General features: G+C 69.8%; 16 protein-coding genes. 10 read left to right on the forward strand and 6 right to left on the reverse strand.

From position 1 onward, the window contains the following. The first annotated feature begins 3 nt into the window (after positions 1 to 3). The 4 genes from ABZ656_RS21430 to ABZ656_RS21445 all read left to right on the forward strand — a co-directional run bounded on the left by ABZ656_RS21430 (position 4) and on the right by ABZ656_RS21445 (position 7,491). Entirely contained in the window at positions 4 to 888 is an 885-nt protein-coding gene (locus ABZ656_RS21430; RefSeq protein ID WP_360269808.1) for a carbohydrate ABC transporter permease, read from the forward strand. After that, positions 888 to 3,806, forward strand: a complete 2,919-nt coding sequence (locus ABZ656_RS21435; protein ID WP_360269810.1) for a glycoside hydrolase family 2 TIM barrel-domain containing protein — start codon at positions 888 to 890, stop codon at positions 3,804 to 3,806. The genes ABZ656_RS21430 and ABZ656_RS21435 overlap by 1 nt, the downstream gene beginning before the upstream one ends. A 110-nt stretch (positions 3,807 to 3,916) precedes the next feature. Then, entirely contained in the window at positions 3,917 to 5,761 is a 1,845-nt protein-coding gene (locus tag ABZ656_RS21440; protein WP_360269812.1) for a LamG-like jellyroll fold domain-containing protein, read from the forward strand. A 59-nt stretch (positions 5,762 to 5,820) separates the two neighbouring features. Continuing rightward, positions 5,821 to 7,491 (forward strand): histidinol-phosphatase, encoded by a 1,671-nt coding sequence (locus ABZ656_RS21445; protein WP_360269814.1) that lies wholly within the window; start codon positions 5,821 to 5,823, stop codon positions 7,489 to 7,491. Positions 7,492 to 7,517: 26 nt separating this feature from the next. On the opposite strand, the gene ABZ656_RS21450 is transcribed toward ABZ656_RS21445, so the two are convergent. Genes ABZ656_RS21450 through ABZ656_RS21465 form a run of 4 tightly spaced genes read right to left on the reverse strand, consistent with a single transcriptional unit; the run spans position 7,518 to position 11,296 of the window. Next, positions 7,518 to 7,973 carry a MaoC family dehydratase gene (locus ABZ656_RS21450; RefSeq protein WP_101402031.1) on the reverse strand — a complete coding sequence of 152 codons (456 nt, stop codon included), beginning with the start codon at positions 7,971 to 7,973 and terminating at the stop codon, positions 7,518 to 7,520. 14 nt (positions 7,974 to 7,987) lie between these two features. Next, positions 7,988 to 9,496 (reverse strand): o-succinylbenzoate--CoA ligase, encoded by a 1,509-nt coding sequence (menE, locus tag ABZ656_RS21455; RefSeq protein ID WP_360269816.1) that lies wholly within the window; start codon positions 9,494 to 9,496, stop codon positions 7,988 to 7,990. Positions 9,497 to 9,506: 10 nt separating this feature from the next. Then, on the reverse strand, positions 9,507 to 10,379 hold the full coding sequence (locus tag ABZ656_RS21460) for an amidohydrolase family protein (RefSeq protein WP_101402029.1): 873 nt from the start codon (positions 10,377 to 10,379) through the stop codon (positions 9,507 to 9,509). Further along, positions 10,379 to 11,296 carry an SDR family oxidoreductase gene (locus ABZ656_RS21465; protein WP_101402028.1) on the reverse strand — a complete coding sequence of 306 codons (918 nt, stop codon included), beginning with the start codon at positions 11,294 to 11,296 and terminating at the stop codon, positions 10,379 to 10,381. Before ABZ656_RS21465 ends, ABZ656_RS21460 begins: the two co-directional genes overlap by 1 nt. A gap of 292 nt (positions 11,297 to 11,588) precedes the next feature. Here ABZ656_RS21465 and ABZ656_RS21470 point away from each other — a divergent pair, with 292 nt between their 5' ends. Together ABZ656_RS21470 and ABZ656_RS21475 are read left to right on the forward strand one after the other, a co-directional pair. Continuing rightward, on the forward strand, positions 11,589 to 12,017 hold the full coding sequence (locus tag ABZ656_RS21470) for a MarR family transcriptional regulator (RefSeq protein WP_067361645.1): 429 nt from the start codon (positions 11,589 to 11,591) through the stop codon (positions 12,015 to 12,017). Further along, a complete protein-coding gene (locus ABZ656_RS21475; RefSeq protein WP_101402027.1) occupies positions 12,014 to 12,781 on the forward strand; it encodes an IclR family transcriptional regulator in 768 nt (255 codons plus the stop codon). The genes ABZ656_RS21470 and ABZ656_RS21475 overlap by 4 nt, the downstream gene beginning before the upstream one ends. Positions 12,782 to 12,825: 44 nt before the next feature. Here the strand turns inward: ABZ656_RS21475 and ABZ656_RS21480 are convergent, their stop codons facing one another. Next, positions 12,826 to 13,128, reverse strand: a complete 303-nt coding sequence (locus tag ABZ656_RS21480; RefSeq protein WP_360269819.1) for a hypothetical protein — start codon at positions 13,126 to 13,128, stop codon at positions 12,826 to 12,828. A 257-nt stretch (positions 13,129 to 13,385) separates the two neighbouring features. On the opposite strand from ABZ656_RS21480, the gene ABZ656_RS21485 reads away from it, so the two are divergent. Next, positions 13,386 to 14,645, forward strand: a complete 1,260-nt coding sequence (locus tag ABZ656_RS21485; protein WP_360269821.1) for an Ig-like domain-containing protein — start codon at positions 13,386 to 13,388, stop codon at positions 14,643 to 14,645. Positions 14,646 to 14,818: 173 nt separating this feature from the next. Next, positions 14,819 to 16,204, forward strand: coding sequence for a glycoside hydrolase family 16 protein (locus ABZ656_RS21490; protein WP_101402025.1), 1,386 nt, complete (start codon positions 14,819 to 14,821; stop codon positions 16,202 to 16,204). Positions 16,205 to 16,323: 119 nt separating this feature from the next. Here ABZ656_RS21490 and ABZ656_RS21495 read toward each other — a convergent pair whose 3' ends face one another. Continuing rightward, complete coding sequence (locus ABZ656_RS21495) at positions 16,324 to 17,235, reverse strand: AraC family transcriptional regulator (RefSeq protein ID WP_101402024.1); 912 nt, start codon at positions 17,233 to 17,235, stop codon at positions 16,324 to 16,326. A gap of 147 nt (positions 17,236 to 17,382) precedes the next feature. Between ABZ656_RS21495 and tkt the strand changes: the two genes are divergently transcribed. Further along, positions 17,383 to 19,458, forward strand: coding sequence for a transketolase (gene tkt / locus ABZ656_RS21500; protein ID WP_101402023.1), 2,076 nt, complete (start codon positions 17,383 to 17,385; stop codon positions 19,456 to 19,458). 19 nt (positions 19,459 to 19,477) lie between these two features. Beyond that, the coding region (gene tal / locus ABZ656_RS21505) for a transaldolase (RefSeq protein ID WP_360269824.1) at positions 19,478 to 20,104 on the forward strand (627 nt) is incomplete at its 3' end.

The following is a 20,104-nucleotide window of genomic DNA, read 5'->3' on the forward strand; positions in this document are numbered from 1 at the left end:
ACCATGGCAATCCTCAAGGGTTCATCGGCCTCCATGAAGGGGGCGGGGCGCAGGTCGACCATCAAGGGGTCACAGCGCCGGGGCACAGCCCTCCACCTCTCCCTGATCATCGGTCTGCTGCTCTCGGTCTTCCCGTTCTACTGGGCCGTGATCATGTCGACGCACTCGTCGACGGAGATCTTCTCCTACCCGCCGAAGCTGCTGCCCGGCTCGCACTTCCTCGAGAACGTCCGCAACCTCTTCGACAACGTCGACTTCTTCGGGTCGATGTTCAACTCGCTGCTGGTCGCGTGCTCGGTGACCGTCCTGGTCCTGTTCTTCGACTCGCTGGCCGCGTTCGTGTTCGCCAAGTTCCAGTTCCCGGGCCGCCGGGTGCTGTTCGCGCTGATGATGGTGATCTTCATGGTCCCGGCGCAGCTCCAGGCGATCCCGCAGTTCGTGATCATGGCGAAGCTGGGCTGGATCGGCTCGATGACCGCGCTGATCGTCCCGGCGGCGGCCAACGCGTTCGGCATCTTCTGGATGCGCCAGTACATGAAGAGCGCGATCCACGACGAGCTGATCGACGCCTCGAAGCTGGACGGGGCGGGCTTCCTGCGCCAGTACTGGCACGTGGCGCTCCCGGTGGTCCGGCCGGGCCTCGCCTTCCTCGGCATCTTCACCTTCATGGGCCAGTGGAACGACTACGCCTGGCCGCTGATCGCCCTCACCAACCCGGACAACGTGACCCTCCAGGTCGCGCTCTCCCAGCTGAACGGTGTCCACGGCACCACCGACTACGGAATGGTCATGACCGGCGCGCTTCTCGCCCTCATCCCGCTGCTGATCGTCTTCGCGATCGGCGCCAAGCAGATCATCGCGGATCTCGGCAAGGGGGCCATCCGCTGATGACGGACCCGCTGCTCGCGCTCCGCCCCTGGGAGTCACCTGAGGTGACCTCTTGGGGGCGGTTGCCCATGAACGCCGTCGACCGCCGGGCCGGTGCCCTCTCACTGGACGGCTCCTGGCGCTTCCAGCTGCTGCCCACGCCCACCTCGGCGCCCGGTCCCGCCTGGTCCTCGCTCCAGGTACCCGGCTCCTGGACCACCCAGGACACCGACGACCTGCCGCAGTACACCAACTTCCAGATGCCCTGGGGCGAGTTCCCGCCCACCTCGCCGGACGCGAATCCGACGGGCGTGTACGAGCGTGAGGTGGACGTCCCCGCCGAGTGGGCCGGCCGCCGGATCGTGCTCCAGGTCGGCGCCGCCGAGAGCGTGCTGCTGGTCCATGTGGACGGGCGCCCGGTCGGCGTGTCCAAGGACTCACACCTCGCGGCCGAGTTCGACCTCTCCGACGTCGTACGGCCCGCAGAGCGCGCCTCGCTGCGGCTCACCGTCGTCAAGTGGTCGGACGCCTCGCACCTCGAGGACCAGGACCAGTGGTGGCACGCCGGGATCACCCGCTCGGTGCTGCTGTACGCGACCGATCCGCTGCGGCTGGCCGACGTGACCGTACGGGCCCGGTGCGACGGCGGGCTGCGGGTCGACTGCCAGGTGCGGGACGCCGGGGGCGCGCTGCCGGAGGGCTGGTACGTCACCGGGGAGCTGGACGGCCAGCTGCTCACCCAGGACGCCGAGTACGAGCGGTTCAAGGAGGAGGACGGCCGGGTCTCCGACTTCCTCGGCGAGGCCCGCCTCGCCACGGTCGTCGAGGGTGTCCGTGCCTGGACCGCGGAGACGCCCGAGCTGTACGACCTGACCGTACGGCTGCACCGCGCCGACGGCTCGGTCGCCGACACCTCGCACCACCGCGTGGGCTTCCGCGAGGTCGAGATCCGCGGCCGGGACCTGCTCCTCAACGGCGAGCGGGTCTACATCCGGGGCGTCAACCGGCACGACTTCCACCCGCTGACGGGCCGGACGGTGTCGTACGACGACATGCGCGCGGATCTGGTGACGCTCAAGCGCTTCGGGTTCAACGCGATCCGTGCCGCCCACTACCCCAATGACCCCTCCCTGCTCGACCTCGCGGACGAGCTGGGCTTCTACGTCGTGGACGAGGCGAACATCGAGGCGCACGACCACGCGCACGAGATCGCCGACGACCCCCGATACCTCGGCGCCTTCGTGGACCGCGTCTCCCGCATGGTCCTGCGCGACAAGAACCACCCCTCAGTGATCATCTGGTCGCTGGGCAACGAGTCCGACTACGGCGCGGGCCACGACGCCGCCGCGGGCTGGGTGCGCCGCCACGACCCGAGCCGGCCCCTCCAGTACGAGGGCGCGGCCAAGCTCGGCTGGGCCGACCCGAAGGTCGCCTCCGACATCGCCTGTCCCATGTACGCGCCGATTGAGGACTGTGTCGCGCACGCCCTCTCCGGGGAGCAGACCAAGCCGCTCATCCAGTGCGAGTACTCCCACGCCATGGGCAACAGCAACGGCACGCTGGCCGACCACTGGGCCGCCATCGAGTCAACCCCAGGGCTTCAGGGCGGTTTCATCTGGGAGTTCTGGGACCACGGCATTCTTCAACGCGTGAACGACGGAAGACCGGCCGGGCGCGGTGGCGCCGGGCTGTATGACAACGGTGTCGCCGCGCCGGGCCACCGCTGGGCCTACGGCGGCGACTTCGGCGAGACGATCCACGACGGCGCCTTCATCGCCGACGGGGTCGTCTTCCCCGACCGCACGCCCAAGCCGGTGATGTACGAGCACCGGGAGATCGCGGCGCCGGTGCGCCTCGCGTACATCGGCGGCGAGCTGCGGCTCAGCAACCACCAGCACTTCCGGGGCCTTGAGTGGCTGACCGCCGAGTGGGAGCTGTCGCTCGCCCAGGGCGGCACGCTGACGGCTCCGGCCGAGCTGCCCGACGTACGGGCGGGCGCATCGGTGGCCGTGCCGGTGCCGTTCACGCTGCCGGAGGACGGCGGCGAGGCCTGGCTGACGCTGCGGGTGACCACCGCGGACGAGGAGGCGTGGGCACCGCGCGGCACGGAGGTGTGTGTGCCGCAGGTACGGCTCAGGGCGGCCACCCCCGAGGTCTCTGTCGCAACTCCGGACTCCCCTGTCGAGGTCGACGAGGACGGGCTGCTCGTCCATCCGCTGCTCACCGCGGCCCCTGTGCTGTCGCTGTGGCGGACGCCCACCGACAACGACGAGCTCGGCGGCATGGCGGTGCGCTGGCGGGCCTGGGGGCTCGACGCGCTGGAGCGCAAGCTCGTCGATGTACGCAGCGAGGGCGGAAGCGTCACGGTGGTCGCCGAGTACGCGACCCTGGCGGGCGCTGTTCGTCACGAGCAGGTGTTCACCCGTGTCGAGGGCGGGGTGCGGATCGAGGAGACCGCGCAGTTGCCGGCCGCGCTCGACGACGTGCCGCGGGTGGGTTCGGTCTTCGAGACGGTCGCCGGGCTCGATGTCCTGGAGTGGTACGGGCAGGGCCCCTGGGAGTCCTACCCGGACCGGAGCGCAGGCGCGCCGGTGGGCCACCATTCCCTCCCCGTGGACGAGTTGTTCACCCCCTATCTGCGTCCGCAGGAGAGCGGCGGGCGGCACGGTGTACGCCGCTTCACGCTCTCGGCCCCTGACGCCACGGGCTTCTCGGTCGCGCTCGACGAACCGCGCCAGGTGACCGTGACCCGCTACCGGGCGGCGGACCTGGCGGCCGCCACCCATCACGACGAGCTGGTGCCGCGGCCCGGCTGCGTGGTGCACCTCGACGCCGCGCACCGGGGGGTGGGCACGGCCTCGTGCGGACCCGACACCTCGCCCGGCCATCTCGTCCCGGCCGGCACCCACCGCTGGTCCTGGACGCTGCGCGTGCTCTGACCCGCGCGCGGCGCGCCGCCCGTCCCACCGGCTCGACCCGTTCGACGTGACTCGACGCCCGACCTGACTCGAACTCCTCACTGACCTTTTCGCACCTTCATGGAGCAGACGTGTGTACTTCGCATGACCAGGCGCCGGAGGCCGAGCAGGCCGGCGCCGGCAGACGCAACTTCCTGCGGGCCACGGCCCTGATCGGCGCGGCGGCCACCACCTCGGTGGCCCTGCCCGCGGTGACGGCACAGGCGGCGCCGCGTGAGGCGAACTGGCGGCCGGACGCCGACAGCCGCCGCTTCACGCTCGCCGTCATGCCCGACACGCAGTACCTCTTCGACGGGCCGAGCATCAACCCCGCGCCGATCGAGGCCTCGCTGCGCTATCTCCTGGAGCACGGCAAGGACGAGAACATCGTCTTCCTCTCGCACCTGGGCGACCTCACCGAGAACGGGGCGCAGCCCGAATTCGCCGCCGCGGGCAAGGCGTTCGAGCTGCTCGACCGGCGCGGCGTCGGCTACAGCGTGCTCGCGGGCAACCACGACATCAGGTCGTCCACGAACGACCAGCGGGGCACGACCCCCTACCTGGACGTCTTCGGCCCGCAGCGCTTCCGGAGCAAGCGCACGTTCGGCGGCGCCTCGACGGACGGCTACAACACCTTCCACCTGTTCCGGGCGGCGGGCATGGAGTGGCTCGTCCTCGCCCTGGACTGGCGGCTGTCGGCGCAGGGTTACGCGTGGGCGAAGGACGTCATCGCCCAGCACCCGAAGACGCCGGTCATCCTCACCACGCACGAGCTGGTCGTGGACGACGACGCCCTGTCCTCGTACGGGCAGCAGCTCTGGGACCAGCTCATCCACGACCACGACCAGATCTTCCTGACCCTGAACGGGCACTACTGGCCCGCCGCCCGCGCCACCCGCACCAATGCGGCCGGGCACGACGTCCACCTCCACCTGACGAACTATCAGAACCGTTACTACGGCGGCGCGGCGATGATCCGCCTCTACCGCTTCGACCTCGACCGCAACACCATCGACGTCCAGACCGTCTCGCCGTGGATCCTGGGCCGGGCGGCCAAGGGCCTCAACGAGCTGGAGCGGCAGGAGATCGAACTCAGCGGTGACGCCGACCGGTTCTCGGTCGCCGTCGACTTCGAGTCCCGCTTCGCGGGCTTCGCGCCGGTGCCCGCCCGCTCGGCGCGGCCGGTGTCCGAAATGCTGGTCCGGGGCACACTCGCGTACTGGCGCTTCGACGGGCACGCGGACGGTACGGCGGCCGAGGGCACGGTCCGCGACCGGTCCGGGCACGGCAACGACCTGACCGTGGTCAGGGTCGGCGACAGCGCCCTCACCTGGTCCTCGGCCCACCACCCCGACCAGCCGGGCCACGGCAGCCTCTTCTTCCAGGGCGGCAAGCCCCCGCTGAAGGGCGCGTATCTGCGCACGGTCGACGGGGCACCCATCAACTCGGCGACCTTCAAGCGCGGTTACACCATCGAGGCCTTCTACCAGCTCCCCGCCGACTGGGACGCCTCGCACAACGCCTGGGCCTCGCTGATCAGCCGTACCGGCACGGGTGGTGGCGCGGGCAAGACCGCCGACGACCCGGACGAGCCGCTCGCCACGCTCTCCCTGTCCGACGGGCCCGGCCCGCAGTGGGCCGTCCGGCCGCTCAACCAGCAGGGCATCGTCACCAACTGGGGCGACGAGACGGCCCGCGAGCAGTGGTGGCACGTCGCCGTCGTCAACGACGGCTCGCACACCACGATGTACGTCCAGGGCTGCCCGGTCGCCCGCAACCCGCACACCGTCGCCGTCGGCCTCACCTCGCTCGGGCTGCCCTGGCTGCTCGGCGGCTACGAGTACGCGGGCAAGATCGACCAGATCCTGCACGGACGGCTCGGCGACGTACGCGTCGTCGAACGAGCGCTGTCCGTCTCACAGTTCATGAACCACTGAGCCGTCCCGGCCACCGGTGACCCCGAAGACCTTCTGACTCCCCGAGGGAGAAGTTCCGCATGTCCGAGCAGCAACTGCCCGCCTGGGCCGATCCATCCGTCTCCCCCGCCGCGCTGGACCCGCAGGGCGTGTCACGACGCGGGCTGCTGCGCAGCGCCGGCCTGTTCGGGGCTGCCTTCGCGGTGGGCTCGCTCGCCACCCCCGCGGCGGCCGACTCACGGCGCCTCGGCGGCGACGACCCTCGCCTCGCCTATCTCGTCGGCGACCACCACATCCACTCCGTGTACAGCCACGACGCGAAGTACACGTTCTCCCAGCTCGCCCAGGCGAGCGCCAGGTACGGCCTGGACTGGATGGTCTTCAACGAGCACTCCAACTTCGGGCACGCCGACTACGGAGCCCAGCTGGAGCACCAGGAGATCCTGAAGGCTCGCGCCGAGAACCCGCGTCAGCTGATCTTCCAGGGTCTGGAGTGGTACATACCGGGCGCCGAGCACGCCACGGTCTTCGCGACGCCCGGCCGGCACGAGGTGGATCTGCTCACGAAGTTCGAACTCGCCTACGACGGCAAGCTGCTGGGCTACACGGCGGGCTCGCCGACCAGCCCCGACACGGCCCGCAACGAGGCCCACGCGGTCAAGGCCGTCAAGTGGCTCGCGGAGCAGCGCCGCACCGGCTACGTCGACGACGTGCTCGTCCTCGCCAACCACCCCACGCGCCTGGGCATCGACTCCCCGCACGAGATACGGAACTGGCGGGACGCGGCGCCCGAGATCATGATCGGCATGGAGGGCGCGCCCGGCGCCCAGGGCGGCGGCATCCCCGGCTGGGTCGGCTCGGGCCAGCAGCGCGGCGAGTACACCAACAAGCCGTCCGAGAACTCCTTCGCGGGCTACCCGGAGAACGCCTACGTCCTGTACGGCGGCTTCGACTGGATGACGGCGACCGTCGGCGGCATGTGGGACGCGATGCTCGCCGAGGGCAGGCTGTTCACCATCACCACCAACTCCGATGTGCACCGCGTCGTCTTCGACACCTGGAAGAACGGCGACTGGGCGCCCGGGCAGAACTTCGACAACACCGGGCACATCCCCGACCCGGTGAACACCGACTCCCAGCAGCCGGGCGGCGACTTCTGGCCCGGCCAGTTCAGCCGCACCCACGTGGGCGTGACCCGCTACGGCTACCGCGCCGTGATGGCGGGCCTGCGCGCGGGCCGCGTCTGGCTCGACCACGGGCACCTGCTCGACGGGCTCGACGTCCGGGTGAAGCGGGACTGCGACCACGGTCCGGGTGTCACCATGGGTGGCCGGATCCGCGTCCGCAAGGGCGAGAAGCTCACGCTGTCGGTCACCGTGACGACCGCCTCGCGCGCCAACCCCCATGGAATCCTGCCGGAGTTGGCGCACGTCGACGTGATCCGCGGCGCGGTGCGCGGCCCGGCCGCCGACCGCGACGACTGGCGCGCGCCCGACACCAAGGTCGTCCGCACGGTGGACGTGAGCGGCCGCAAGGGCACGTACACCCTGCGCATCCCGCTGGTCGCCGGTGACGAGTCCTTCTACGTGCGGCTGCGCGGCAGCGACGGCAACCGCAACGGTACGGGTTACCTGGGCGCCTCGATCGACCCGCACGGCCCGATTCCGCACGTGCCCGGAAACGGTGACCCGTGGGTCGACACGTGGTTCTACGCGAACCCCGTGTTCGTCGACGTGGTGGGCGGCCGGTAGGGAGAACAGCCGTCCGACGTGGACCGTCAGGCGTAGAAGCGCGACAGGCTCTGGAGGACGGCGGCGGGCTTCCCGCCGCCGTCGATCTCCACCGTCCCGTCGACGGCGATCTGCACCCCGCCCGGCACGTCCTCGACCGAGGCGAGCCTCGCGACCAGCCGGATGCGCGAGCCGACCTTCACCGGGGCGGGGAAACGCACCTTGTTCAGACCGTAGTTGACCTTCGTCGACACGCCCTCGACCTCCAGCAGCTCGGTGAAGAGCGGGATGAAGAGGGAGAGGGTCAGATAGCCGTGCGCGATGGGCGCGCCGAAGGGGCCCCCGGCGGCCTTCTCCGGGTCGACATGGATCCACTGGTGGTCGCCGGTGGCGTCGGCGAAGGTGTTGATGCGCTCCTGGGTGACCTCGATCCACTCGCTGGTGCCGAGGTCGCCGCCGGCGAGCTTCTTGAGCTCGTCGAGACCGTTCACGGTGATGCTCATGTGCACTTCCTTGCCTACGAGTCGGTGGCGCCGTACCGCGTACGGACACGGGCCTTGAGGAGCTTTCCGGAAGCGGTGCGCGGGAGTTCGTCCACGACGACCACCGACTTCGGGATCTTGTACTTGGCGAGGCGTCCGGCGAGCGAGGCGAGGACCTCGTCCGGGTCGAGCTCGACTCCCTCGCGGGGAACGACGACCGCGCGCGGCACCTCGCCCCACTTGTCGTCGGCGACACCGATGACGGCGCACTCGACGATGCCGGGGTGGCCGAGGAGCAGGTCCTCGATCTCGGCGGGGTAGATGTTCTCGCCGCCCGAGATGATCATGTCCTTGATGCGGTCGACGATGAAGACATAGCCGTCCTCGTCGACCCGGGCGGCGTCCCCGCTGCGGAACCAGCCGTCGGCGAACACCGCCGCAGTCTCCTCGGGCAGTCCCCAGTACCCGGGCATGACGTGCGGCCCGCGGACGACCACCTCGCCCGTCTCCCCGATGTCCACCTGCGTGAAGTCGGGCCGTACGACCCGCACATCGCTGAAGAAGTGCGGCACGCCCGCCGAGCCGGCCTTGCCGACCGCCTGTTCCGCGTCCAGGAAGAGGGTGCCGGGCGAGGCCTCGGTCATGCCGTAGCCCTGGAGGAAGGTGAGCCCGCGCTCCTGGTAGGCGGCGATGAGCGTGGTCGGTACGGGAGAGCCGCCGCAGGTGAGGATGCGCAGCGAGGACAGGTCGGCGTCGGCCCACCGGGGATGGCGGGCCACCTGGTCGAACATGGCCGGCACCCCGAACATGAAGGTGATCCGGTGCCGTTCGATCAGGTCGAGGGTGGCCGCCGGGTCGAAGGACTCGACCAGGACACAGGTACCGCCCTTGAGCAGCACCGGCAGGGTCAGCATGTTCAGCCCGGCCGTGTGGAACAACGGGGCGGACACCAGGGCGCGTTCGTCGGCGGTCAGGTCGTGGTCGACGAGGACGTTGACCGCGTTCCAGGTCAGATTGCCGTGGGTGAGCATCGCGCCCTTGGGGCGGCCCGTCGTGCCCGAGGTGTACATGATGATGCACATGTCGTCCGCGGTGACGGGCTGGTCGATCCGTTCCTCGGCGGCTTGGTCGATCAACTCCTCGTACGGGGAGCCGACTTCGACGAACGCCCGGACGTGCGCGTTGCCCGGCAGCCCCGCGACGAGTCCGGCCAGCGAGGGTGCGTACACGAGGACCTTGGCGCCCGAGTCGCTGAGCTGGTAGGCGATCTCGGGTCCGGCGAGGCGGGGGTTGAGCGGCACGAAGACCGCGCCGAGCGTGCCCGCCGCGAAGAGGGTTTCGAGGTAGGAGGGGTGGTTGGGGCCGAGATAGGCGATGCGGTCGCCGCGTCGCAGGCCGAGCGCGCGCAGGGCGTGGGCGAGGCGGGTGGTGCGGGCGTACAGCTCGGCATAGCTGACCGTGGTGTCGCCGTGGATCAGGGCGGTGCGGTGCGGGGTCTTGCGGGCCCGGCGTGCGGGCCACGACCCCAGTCCCTCATTGCGCATCTGTGGCCCCTTACGGTGTCAGCCCGAGCAGCCGGGCGGCGTTCTCCTTGAGGATCTTCGGCTTGACCTCGTCCTTGATCGTCAGCTTGTCGAAGTCGGCGAGCCAGCGGTCGGGGGTGAGGACCGGGTAGTCGGAGCCGAAGAGCACCTTGTCCTTGAGCAGTGTGTTGGCGTACTGCACGAGCTGCGGCGGGAAGTACTTGGGCGACCAGCCGGACAGGTCGATGTGCACACCCGGCTTGTGGGTGGCGACGGCCAGCGCCTCGTCCTGCCAGGGGAAGGAGGGGTGCGCCAGGATGATCTTGAGGTGCGGGAAGTCGGCGGCCACGTCGTCCACGTGCAGGGGGTTGGAGTACTTCAGCCGGATGCCGCCGCCGCCCGGAACCCCGGCCCCGATCCCGGTCTGCCCGGTGTGGAAGAGGGCGATGGTGCCGGTCTCCTCGATCACCTCGTACAGCTCGTACGCCACCGACCTGTCGTTGGGGAAGAAGCCCTGGATGCTGGGGTGGAACTTGAAGCCCTTCACCCCGTACTCCTCGACCAGCCGCCGGGCCTGCTTGACGCCCGCCCTGCCGCGGAAGGGGTCGATGGAGGCGAACGGGATCAGCACGTCCGGGTTCGCGGCGGCGGCCTCGGCGACCTCCTCGTTGGGGACGGGCGCGGTACCGGTGGCGGACTCGGCGTCCACCGTGAAGATCACGGCGGCCATCTTCCGCTCGCGGTAGTAGGCGGCCGTCTCCTCCAGGGTGGGCTTCCGCTTGCCCTCGACCTTGAAGTAGGCGCTGGAGGCTTCGTGCAGATCGTCGTCGAGGGAGGCGTGGCCCTTCGAGGACACCTCCGCATGGGTGTGGACGTCGATCGCGACGAGTTCGTTCAGGTCCATCACGCCTCCGGAAGCTTCGGCGCGGGGATCCCGACGGTCTGCGGCTCGGCGCCGACCGACGTGGCCCAGGCGTCGGCCAGGGTGTCGGGGGTCCAGCCGCCGTCCGCGTACGCCGCCCTGACCTCCTGCGGATGCGACCAGAGTGCCACCTTGTCACCGCCGATGCCGATGGCCTGGCCGGTGACCCCGCGGGCGGCGTCGGAGGCGAGGAACGGGACCAGGGCGGCGCAGTCCTCGGGGGTGCCGAAGCCCTCGCCCTTGCGGAGGAAGTCGGGCAGCGGCTCGCCATTGCGCATGGCCTCGACGTACGGGGCGAAGGCGGGGATGGTCTCGGTCATAGCGGTGGCTGCGACCGGCACGATCGCGTTGACGGTGATGCCCGCGCGGCCCAGCTCCATCGACCACGTGCGGGCCATGGCGGCGATGCCCGCCTTCGCGGCGGCGTAGTTCGTCTGGCCGAAGTTCCCGCGCTGTCCGGCCGGCGAGCCGACCAGGATCAGCGAGCCGCCCTCGCCCTGCTCGCGCATGCGCACGGCGGCGGCGCGGGCACAGGTGAAGGTGCCCTTCAGATGCGTGGTGATCACCGCGTCGAAGTCCTCGTCGGTCATCTTCCACAGCACCCTGTCGCGCAGGATGCCCGCGTTGGTGACCAGGATGTCGAGCCGTCCGAACTCCTCCACCGCACGGGCGACGAGCCGGTCGGCCGCCTCGGTGGTGCCGACCGGGACCACCTCGGCCACGGCCTTGCCGCCCGCGGCGGTGATGGACTTCACGGCCTGCTCGGCCACGGCCTCGTCGACGTCGTTGACGACCACGCGGGCGCCGACGGCCGCGAGGGCGTGCGCGTAGGCCAGGCCGAGGCCACGGCCGCTGCCGGTGACGACGGCCACCTTGCCGGTGAGATCGATGCTGGGCACGAGAGGGTCCCTTCGACGCTGAGGGTCCAAAGCCCGGCTTGCGATGCCGAGCTGCGGCTACGAGATCGAAGCTAAGGACAATAATTGTTGACGTCAATAGTTGTTGCCGACTCATCCGTGCGGCATGCTGTGCGGAGTACGGCGCGATGCTGTACGCAGTACGGCATGCCGTACCCGGCACGAATGAACCGCCCCGCCCGGGGCCCGGCCCAGGGAGCCCGTCATCACAGGCCAGCAGAACGCCACCAGTCCGGCCACCGGCCCCGCCCCCATCGACGCCCAGGAGCCGTGGATGCGCGGACTGCACGCCGACACCGGCTATCTGCTGTACCGGCTGGGCCTTCGCTCCGGGCAGCTGTTCAACACCTTCCTCCAGGAGTCGGGGCTGCGGCTGCGCCACTACGCACTGCTGCGCTTCCTGGCCACCTCCGAGGGAGCGCTCCAGCGGGAGCTGAGCTCGCGGCTCGGCTACGACCCGAGTGCGATCGTCGGACTCGTCGACGACCTGGAGAAGCTCGGTTTCGCCGAGCGCCGCCCGTCGCCGGACGACCGCCGCAGCCGGATCGTCGTGCTCACGGACGACGGCCGGGCGTTCCTGCGCGACACGGACGAGGCGGGCCTGCGCGTCACGAACGACCTGCTCCAGCCGCTCGCCCCCGCCGAGCGGGACGCCCTGCACACGCTCCTGCAACGGGTCGCGGAAGCCGAACTGAACTCATGACCACGCTGTCCGCGCCCGACCGTCTGCTCGCCGTGCTCGCCGCCTTCGACCACCGGCACCCGGCACTCTCCCTGACGGGAATCAGCCGCCGGGCCGGACTCACCCTCACCACCGCCCACCGGCTGGTGGGCGCCCTCACCGACTGGGGCGCGCTGGAGCGGGACGCGGACGGCGTCTACCACGTGGGCCTGCGCCTCTGGGAGATCGCGGCCCTCGCACCCCGTGGCCTGGCCCTCCGCCAGATCGCGCTGCCGTACCTGGAAGACCTGTACGAGGCCACGCACGAGAACGTGCAGATGGCGGTCCGCGACAACTCCGAGGTCGTCTACATCGAGTGGATCTCCGGACGCTCCGCGGTCGGTGTACGCATCCAGGTGGGCGCCCGCTGGCCCCTGCACGCGACGGGCGTGGGCCTCGCACTGCTGGCCCACGGCGATTCCGCGTCCCAAGAAGCCTACTGTTCGGGGCCGTTGGCCGCGTTCACCCCGCACACCCTCACCGACGGGGCCCGCCTGCGCCGCACGCTCGCCGAAGTCCGCCGCACCGGCGTGGCGGTGAGCAGCCGTCAGGTCACCGACGACGCCCTGTCGGTCGCCGCTCCGGTGCGCGGCGCGGGCGGCACGGTGGTCGCGGCGGTCTCCGTCGTGGTCCCCGAACACGGCGCCCAGGTACCGGCGTTGATTCCGGCGGTACGGCTGGCGGCGCGGGGGATCTCCCGCGCCCTGGGGTGGCAGCCGCAGACCCGGACCGAGCCGGGCACCTGAGGCTCCCAGGGCGCGGCCCGCGGCGACGAGTCCGCCGCGGGGGTTCAGCTGCCCGCCGGCTTTCCCCGCAGCCAGTCGAAGACGACCTCGCAGTGCTGCTGCGGGGCCATCGGTGAACAGTGCAGCTGTGCGCCGGTGGCCGCGGTGAGCTTCACACAATCCTTGGGTCCCGTCAGCCTGTCGAACATCATGCGCGGCCGGCCGGGATAGAACTGCTCGTTCTCGTAGTCGAGGACCAGTGTGGGCATCTTGATGCGGCCCACGACGTTCGTGATGTCCAGGGACTTGATGAGGGTGGCGGGAGTGTAGAAGTCGGTGATTTCTCCCCGGCGTGAACGCCTGGGCATCCTCGCCAGAACCGGGTGAGGATCACGATGGGTCACGTCGGCCGAACGTACGAGCCACGCCTCCTCGCCCCTGTCCACGACACTCGCCGATCCCTCGAACGGCGCTTCCCACATTGCCGTACGCCGTTCCTTCAGGCCGATTCTCAGGTCCTCTTCACGCAAGTCTCAGACGAAGGCCCCGGGTTTCAAAGAGTCACCCCAGGAAGGCGGCGCAGGATGCACCAGCAGGCGTGATGGTCATCCAGGAAAGGCGTGCCGTGGGCTACGCGAAGAATTCGAACCGGTCCGAGCGGCGGACGGCGAACCGGTCCGAGTGGCCGGCCTGGTCGCGGCGCGGGGTGCTGGCCGCCCTCGGCGCCGTGCCGGCCGTGGGCATCCTCGCGGGCTGCAGCGGCTCGGCGGACGCCTCGGAGGGAACGGACGCGAAGGCGGGGGCGGGCACAAAAGCCGAGGTCAAGACCCCGACCGTGACCGTCACCCCGGCCGACGGCACGAAGAAGGCCGGTTTCACGGACCCGGTCGAGGTCACCGTCAGCAACGGCACGCTCGCGAGCGTCGAGGTCAGCGGAAACGACGGCTCCACCCTGGCCGGATCCTTCAATGACGCCCGTACGAAATGGACATCCACGAAAAACCCTTACTCGGGCACCAAATACACGGTCACGGCCACGCCGAAGGGCGCCGCCGCGCAGAGCGCGACCTTCGTCACCGAGCGGCCCTCGCACACGTTCGTGGGTTACTTCACGCCCGAGGCGAATTCGACCTCCGGTGTCGGCATGCCCGTGTCGATCAACTTCACCGAGGCCGTGAAGGACAGGGCCTCCGTGGAAAAGGCGATCACGGTGACGGCGGAGCCCGCGGTCGAGGTGGTCGGCCACTGGTTCAGCGACACACGGCTCGACTTCCGGCCCGAGGAGTACTGGGCCGCGGGCACGAAGATCACGCTGAGCCTGCGCCTGAAAGACGTCGAGGGCACGACCGGCGTCTACGGCACCCAGTCCAAGGACGTCACCTTCCACATCGGCCGCCGTCAGATCAGCACGGTCGACCTGGCGAAGAAGACCATGACCGTCGAGCGCGACGGCTCCGCCCTCGCCACCTACCCGGTGAGCGGCGGCGACGCCGGCCACACCACCTGGTCCGGGATCATGGTGATCAGCGAACGGTTCAAGCAGACCCGGATGGAGTCCTCGACCGTCGGGCTCGGCGACGAGTACGACATCCCGGACGTCCCGCACGCCCAGCGCCTGACCACCTCCGGCACCTTCATCCACGGCAACTACTGGGCCTCGGCCTCGGTGTTCGGCTCCACCAACACCAGCCACGGATGTGTCGGTCTGCACGACGCCAAGGGAGCGGACGACAGCTCCGTGCCGGGCTACAAGTTCTACGCCGGTTCGATGCTCGGCGATGTCGTCGTCGTCAAGAACTCGGGCGAGAAGACCGTGGAGGCGTCCAACGGCCTCAACGGCTGGAACCTGTCCTGGTCGGACTGGAAGGCGGGGAGCGCCCTCTAGGCAGGGCCCCATGCATCCCACTCTTCATTGCATGAACTCCCGTACAGAGAAAGGAGTTTCTCGGCTTTACCTCTTGACGCTCGGAGTGACAGAGAGCACATTGGCCGCGCACCTTGCTTGAGAGCGCTCTCAACAGCACCCGCGCACCCCCACTCCGTACCGAAGAGGCATTCATGAGTGAACCCTCCGGCACACCTGTCAGACGCGGCCCCCTGCGGCGCGTCATCCTGGCAGCGGTCGGCACACTGTCCCTGGCCGTGGCCGCGGTCCTCCCCGCGAACGCGTCCGCGCCCACTCCCCCGGCCGGCTGGTCCCAGGTCTTCGTCGACGACTTCAACGGGGCGGCCGGCTCCGGCGTCAACACCTCCAACTGGCAGTACGACACCGGCACCAGCTATCCGGGCGGCGCCGCCAACTGGGGCACCGGCGAGGTCGAGACGATGACCTCAAGCACCAACAACGTGGCGCTCGACGGCAACGGCAACCTTTTGATCACCCCGCGCCGGGACGCCTCCGGCAACTGGACCTCGGGCCGTATCGAGACCACCCGCACCGACTTCCAGCCGCCCGCGGGCGGCAAACTCCGCGTCGAGGCGCGCCTCCAGATGCCGAACGTGACCGGCGCCGCCGCCAAGGGCTACTGGCCCGCCTTCTGGACGCTCGGCGCGCCCTACCGCGGCAACTACCAGAACTGGCCGAGCGTCGGCGAGCTGGACATCATGGAGAACGTCCAGGGCCTCAACACCGAGTGGGCCACCATGCACTGCGGCACCAACCCGGGCGGCCCGTGCAACGAGACCAGCGGCATCGGCGGCAACACCCCGTGCGCCGGCACCACATGTCAGGCAGGCTTCCACACCTACGCCATGGAGTGGGACCGCTCGACGAGCCCCGAGGAGATCCGCTTCTACCTCGACGGCGTCAACTTCCACACGGTCAAGGCGAACCAGGTCGACGCGACCACCTGGGCGAACGCCACCAACCACGGCTATTTCGTCATCCTGAACGTGGCGATGGGCGGTGGTTTCCCCGACGCGTTCGGCGGCGGTCCGGACAGCGGCACCGAGCCCGGCCACCCGCTGGTCGTGGACTACGTCCAGGTGCTGCAGGCCAGTGGGAGCGGTACCACACCGCCTCCGACCGGCAACCGTGACGCCTACAGCGCCATCCAGGCCGAGTCGTACGACAGCCAGTCGGGCACCAGCACCGAGACCACCACGGACACCGGCGGCGGCCAGGACATCGGCTCGCTCGCAAGCGGTGACTGGGCGCTCTACAAGGATGTCAACTTCGGCTCCACGGCGGCCACGCAGTTCTACGCGCGGGTCGCCAGCGGTGCGGCGAGCGGGGTCAGCGGTCTGGTCGAGGTGCGCCTCGACAGCCGTACAAGTACCCCCATCGGCAGTTTCGCGGTGGGCAACACCGGCGGCTGGCAGAGCTGGCGGACGGTCCCGGCCAACATCACCGGCGTCACCGGCACCCATGACGTCTATCTGACCTTCACCAGCGGCCAGCCGGCCGACTTCGTGAACGTCAACTGGTTCGACTTCGGCCACTGACGAGGAGGCTCCCCGGCGAGCGGTACGAGGAATGAAGGGGCGGGCCCGCGGGCCCGCCCCTTTTCTTCGGCACGGACCCTTCTCGTCCTTTCTTCGGCACGGACCCTTCTCGTCGGGACTCAGCGCAGCTCCGCCCGGAACACCACCGGGCTCGTCCCCGTGTGCTGGTGGAAGAACTTGGAGAAGTTCGCCGAGTCGGGGAAGCCCACGGCGACGCCGATGCGGCCGATGGGCATCTCCGTGTGTGCCAGCAGCCGTTTGGCCTCCAGGACCACCCGCTTGTCGATGAATCCCTTCGGTGTCTCACCGGTGGCCGCGCGCACCGCGCGGACCAGGGTGCGGCGGGAGTAGCCGAGTGCGTCGGCGTACGCGCTGACGCTGTGGTTGGTGGCGAAGTCCTTCTCGACCGCGTCCCGGAAGCGCGTGAAGGTGGTGTCGGTCTGCTCGCGGGCCGCTTCGGCGGAGCTGGCCGCGAGATGGGCGAGGCGCAGCAGGAACGCGGTGAGGGAGTGCCGCAGCACCGCGGTGTGCAGACTGAGCGGCAGCGTGGTGGTGTCGACGTACTCCCGTTCGAGCTGGGTGAGCGAGTGCTCCAGGGCGGCCAGTTGGGCGGCGCCGGGCCGCAGCAGTGGCGGCTGGTCGTAGCGGTAGAGACCGGTCGCCTCGACGGTCGCGCGCGGCAGGAAGCCGGGCTGCATGATCAGGACGGTGCCGCGGTAGCGGTCGGTGTGGGAGAAACGGTGCACCTGACCGGGGCGGATCCACAGGATGTCGCCCGCGGACGCCTCGTACTCGGCGAAGTCGATCATGTGTCTGACCGGGCCCTCGTGAAAGAGCATCACGACATGGAAGTCGATCCGGTGCACGCGTTCCAGCGGGGCGTCCGCGTGCCAGACGCGCCCGGTCCCCATCGCGCCGACCTGCATACCGACGCCGGACAGGCTCAGATCGACCGGGAAGGGGAAGGTCCTGATCCCGTCCCGGGGCTCACCTTCGCGCCCTGCACCGCCTTGGGTGGTTCTGTCTGCCATGTCCCTCTCGCGTCGACTCGCTACAGCACTCCGTGTCCCACTTTCACCGAAGGCTGACACATGGGCACCTTCCCCGGCAAAAGTCAGACTTTTAGTTTTGAAGGCGTTCCAACCAGAGATTCCAGATCCAGTGAGGACTTCTTGAAGATGAGTACGCAGAGCCCCGACGGCTTCGAATGGACCGAGCTCGACCGGCGGGCCGTCGACACCGCCCGCATCCTGGCCGCTGACGCCGTACAGAAGGTCGGAAACGGCCACCCGGGCACCGCGATGAGCCTGGCCCCGGCCGCGTACACGATCTTTCAGAAGGTGATGCGACACGACCCCGCCGACCCGGAGTGGACCGGCCGCGACCGGTTCGTCCTGTCCCCCGGTCACACCTCGCTGACCCTCTACACGCAGCTCTTCCTCTCCGGCTACGAACTCGGACTGGACGACCTCAAGGCGTTCCGCACGCACGGTTCGAAGACGCCGGGGCACCCCGAGTACGGGCACACCGCGGGTGTGGAGACGACGACCGGTCCGCTGGGGCAGGGTGTCGCGAACGCGGTGGGCATGGCGATGGCCGCCCGCTACGAGCGTGGTCTGTTCGACCCCGAGGCGCCGGAGGGTGAGTCGCCCTTTGACCACACCATCTGGGGCATCGTCTCGGACGGTGACCTGGAGGAGGGCATCTCCGCCGAGGCGTCCTCGCTCGCGGGCCACCAGAAGCTGGGCAACCTGGTCTTCGTCTACGACGACAACCACATCTCCATCGAGGGCGACACCGCCACCGCGTTCTCCGAGGACGTGCTGGGGCGCTACGAGGCGTACGGGTGGCACGTGCAGCGCATCGAGCCCTCGGCCGACGGCGACATCGACGTCCACGCGCTGTACACGGCGCTGAAGGCGGCGCAGGCGGAGACCGGACGGCCCTCGATCATCGCGATGCGCACGATCATCGCCTGGCCCGCGCCGAACGCCCGCAACACCGAGGCCTCGCACGGCTCCGCGCTGGGCGCGGACGAGGTCGCCGCCACCAAGCGTCTGCTGGGCTTCGATGCGGAGAAGTCCTTCGAGGTCGCGGGCGAGGTCCTCGCCCACGCCCGCCAGGCCCTGGACCGGGGTGCCGAGGCGCACGCCGCCTGGGACAAGCACATCGCCGAGTGGCGCACCGCGCAGCCCGAGCGGGCCAGGCTGTTCGACCGGATCGTCGCCGGCCAGCTTCCCGAGGGCTGGCAGGAGAAGCTCCCGGCGTTCGAGGCAGGCACGTCCGTCGCCACCCGCGCCGCCTCCGGCAAGGTCCTCCAGGCGCTGGGCGCGGTGATCCCCGAACTGTGGGGCGGCTCCGCCGACCTGGCCGGCTCGAACAACACCACCATCGACAAGACGTCCTCCTTCCTGCCGAAGGGCAACCCGCTGCCCGAGGCCGACCCGTACGGCCGTACCGTCCACTTCGGCATCCGCGAGCACTCCATGGCCGCGGAGATGAACGGCATCGCCCTGCACGGCAACACCCGCATCTACGGCGGCACCTTCCTGGTCTTCTCCGACTACATGCGCAACGCCGTACGTCTGTCCGCGCTGATGCAGCTCCCCGTCACCTACGTGTGGACGCACGACTCCATCGGTCTGGGCGAAGACGGCCCGACCCACCAGCCGGTCGAACACCTGGCCTCGCTGCGCGCCATCCCGGGCCTGAACATCGTCCGCCCGGCCGACGCCAACGAGACCGCGATCGCCTGGGCCGAGATCCTCAAGCGGCATGCCACCAACCCCGCCCCGCACGGCCTGGCCCTGACCCGCCAGGGCGTCCCCACCTACGAGGCCAACTCCGAGGCTGCCAAGGGTGGTTACGTGCTGCGTGACTCCTCCACCGAGACGCCCGACCTGGTTCTGATCGCCACCGGCTCCGAGGTGCACCTCGCCGTCGAGGCGCGTGAGCTGCTGGAGGCCGAGGGGATCGGCACCCGGGTCGTGTCGATGCCGTCCGTGGAGTGGTTCGAGGAGCAGTCCCCGGAGTACCGGGCGAGCGTCCTTCCGCCGTCCGTGAAGGCCCGCGTGGCGGTCGAGGCGGGCATCGGCCTGACCTGGTACCGCTACGTCGGTGACCACGGACGCATTGTCTCCCTCGAGCACTTCGGTGCTTCCGCCGACGCCAGGACCTTGTTCGCCGAGTTCGGTTTCACCGCCGAGAACGTCGCCGCCGCCGCGCGGGAATCCCTCGCCGCCGCCCGCGGTTGATCCGATCGCACGAAGGAAGATGATCACTGTGACCGAAGCAACCGCGACCGCGGTAACCCTGAAGCGCCTCTCCGGCGAAGGCGTCTCCATCTGGCTGGACGACCTCTCCCGCAAGCGCATCGCCTCCGGCAACCTCGCCGAACTCGTCGAGACCAGGCACGTGGTGGGCGTCACCACCAACCCCTCCATCTTCCAGGCCGCCATCGGCTCCGGTGAGGGGTACGAGGAGCAGCTCGCCGACCTGGCCGAACGCGGCGTGACGGTCGACGAGGCCGTCCGGATGATGACCACGGCCGACGTCCGCGCCGCCGCCGACATCCTGCGCCCGGTGTACGACGCCACCGCCGGCCGTGACGGCCGGGTCTCCATCGAGGTCGACCCGCGCCTCGCCCACAACACGAGGGCGACCGTCGCCGAGGCCAAGCAGCTCGCCTGGCTCGTCGACCGCCCGAACGTGATGATCAAGATCCCGGCGACGAAGGCCGGTCTCCCGGCGATCACCGAGGTCATCGGCCTCGGTATCAGCGTCAACGTCACGCTGATCTTCTCGCTGGAGCGCTACCGCGAGGTCATGGACGCCTATCTGGCGGGCCTGGAGAAGGCCAAGGCGGCGGGCATCGGCCTCGCCACGATCCACTCCGTCGCC

It is taken from the genome of Streptomyces sp. NPDC007095 (assembly GCF_040634475.1).
Lineage (GTDB): Bacteria > Actinomycetota > Actinomycetes > Streptomycetales > Streptomycetaceae > Streptomyces.

Coding starts and splice junctions, on each gene's coding strand:
- ABZ656_RS21430 (WP_360269808.1), top strand. CDS start 4: ATGGCAATCCTCAAGGGTTCATCGGCCTCCATGAAGGGGGCGGGGCGC.
- ABZ656_RS21435 (WP_360269810.1), top strand. CDS start 888: ATGACGGACCCGCTGCTCGCGCTCCGCCCCTGGGAGTCACCTGAGGTG.
- ABZ656_RS21445 (WP_360269814.1), top strand. CDS start 5,821: ATGTCCGAGCAGCAACTGCCCGCCTGGGCCGATCCATCCGTCTCCCCC.
- ABZ656_RS21450 (WP_101402031.1), bottom strand. CDS start 7,973: ATGAGCATCACCGTGAACGGTCTCGACGAGCTCAAGAAGCTCGCCGGC.
- menE (WP_360269816.1), bottom strand. CDS start 9,496: ATGCGCAATGAGGGACTGGGGTCGTGGCCCGCACGCCGGGCCCGCAAG.
- ABZ656_RS21460 (WP_101402029.1), bottom strand. CDS start 10,379: ATGGACCTGAACGAACTCGTCGCGATCGACGTCCACACCCATGCGGAG.
- ABZ656_RS21470 (WP_067361645.1), top strand. CDS start 11,589: ATGCGCGGACTGCACGCCGACACCGGCTATCTGCTGTACCGGCTGGGC.
- ABZ656_RS21475 (WP_101402027.1), top strand. CDS start 12,014: ATGACCACGCTGTCCGCGCCCGACCGTCTGCTCGCCGTGCTCGCCGCC.
- ABZ656_RS21480 (WP_360269819.1), bottom strand. CDS start 13,128: ATGCCCAGGCGTTCACGCCGGGGAGAAATCACCGACTTCTACACTCCC.
- ABZ656_RS21490 (WP_101402025.1), top strand. CDS start 14,819: ATGAGTGAACCCTCCGGCACACCTGTCAGACGCGGCCCCCTGCGGCGC.
- ABZ656_RS21495 (WP_101402024.1), bottom strand. CDS start 17,235: ATGGCAGACAGAACCACCCAAGGCGGTGCAGGGCGCGAAGGTGAGCCC.
- tkt (WP_101402023.1), top strand. CDS start 17,383: ATGAGTACGCAGAGCCCCGACGGCTTCGAATGGACCGAGCTCGACCGG.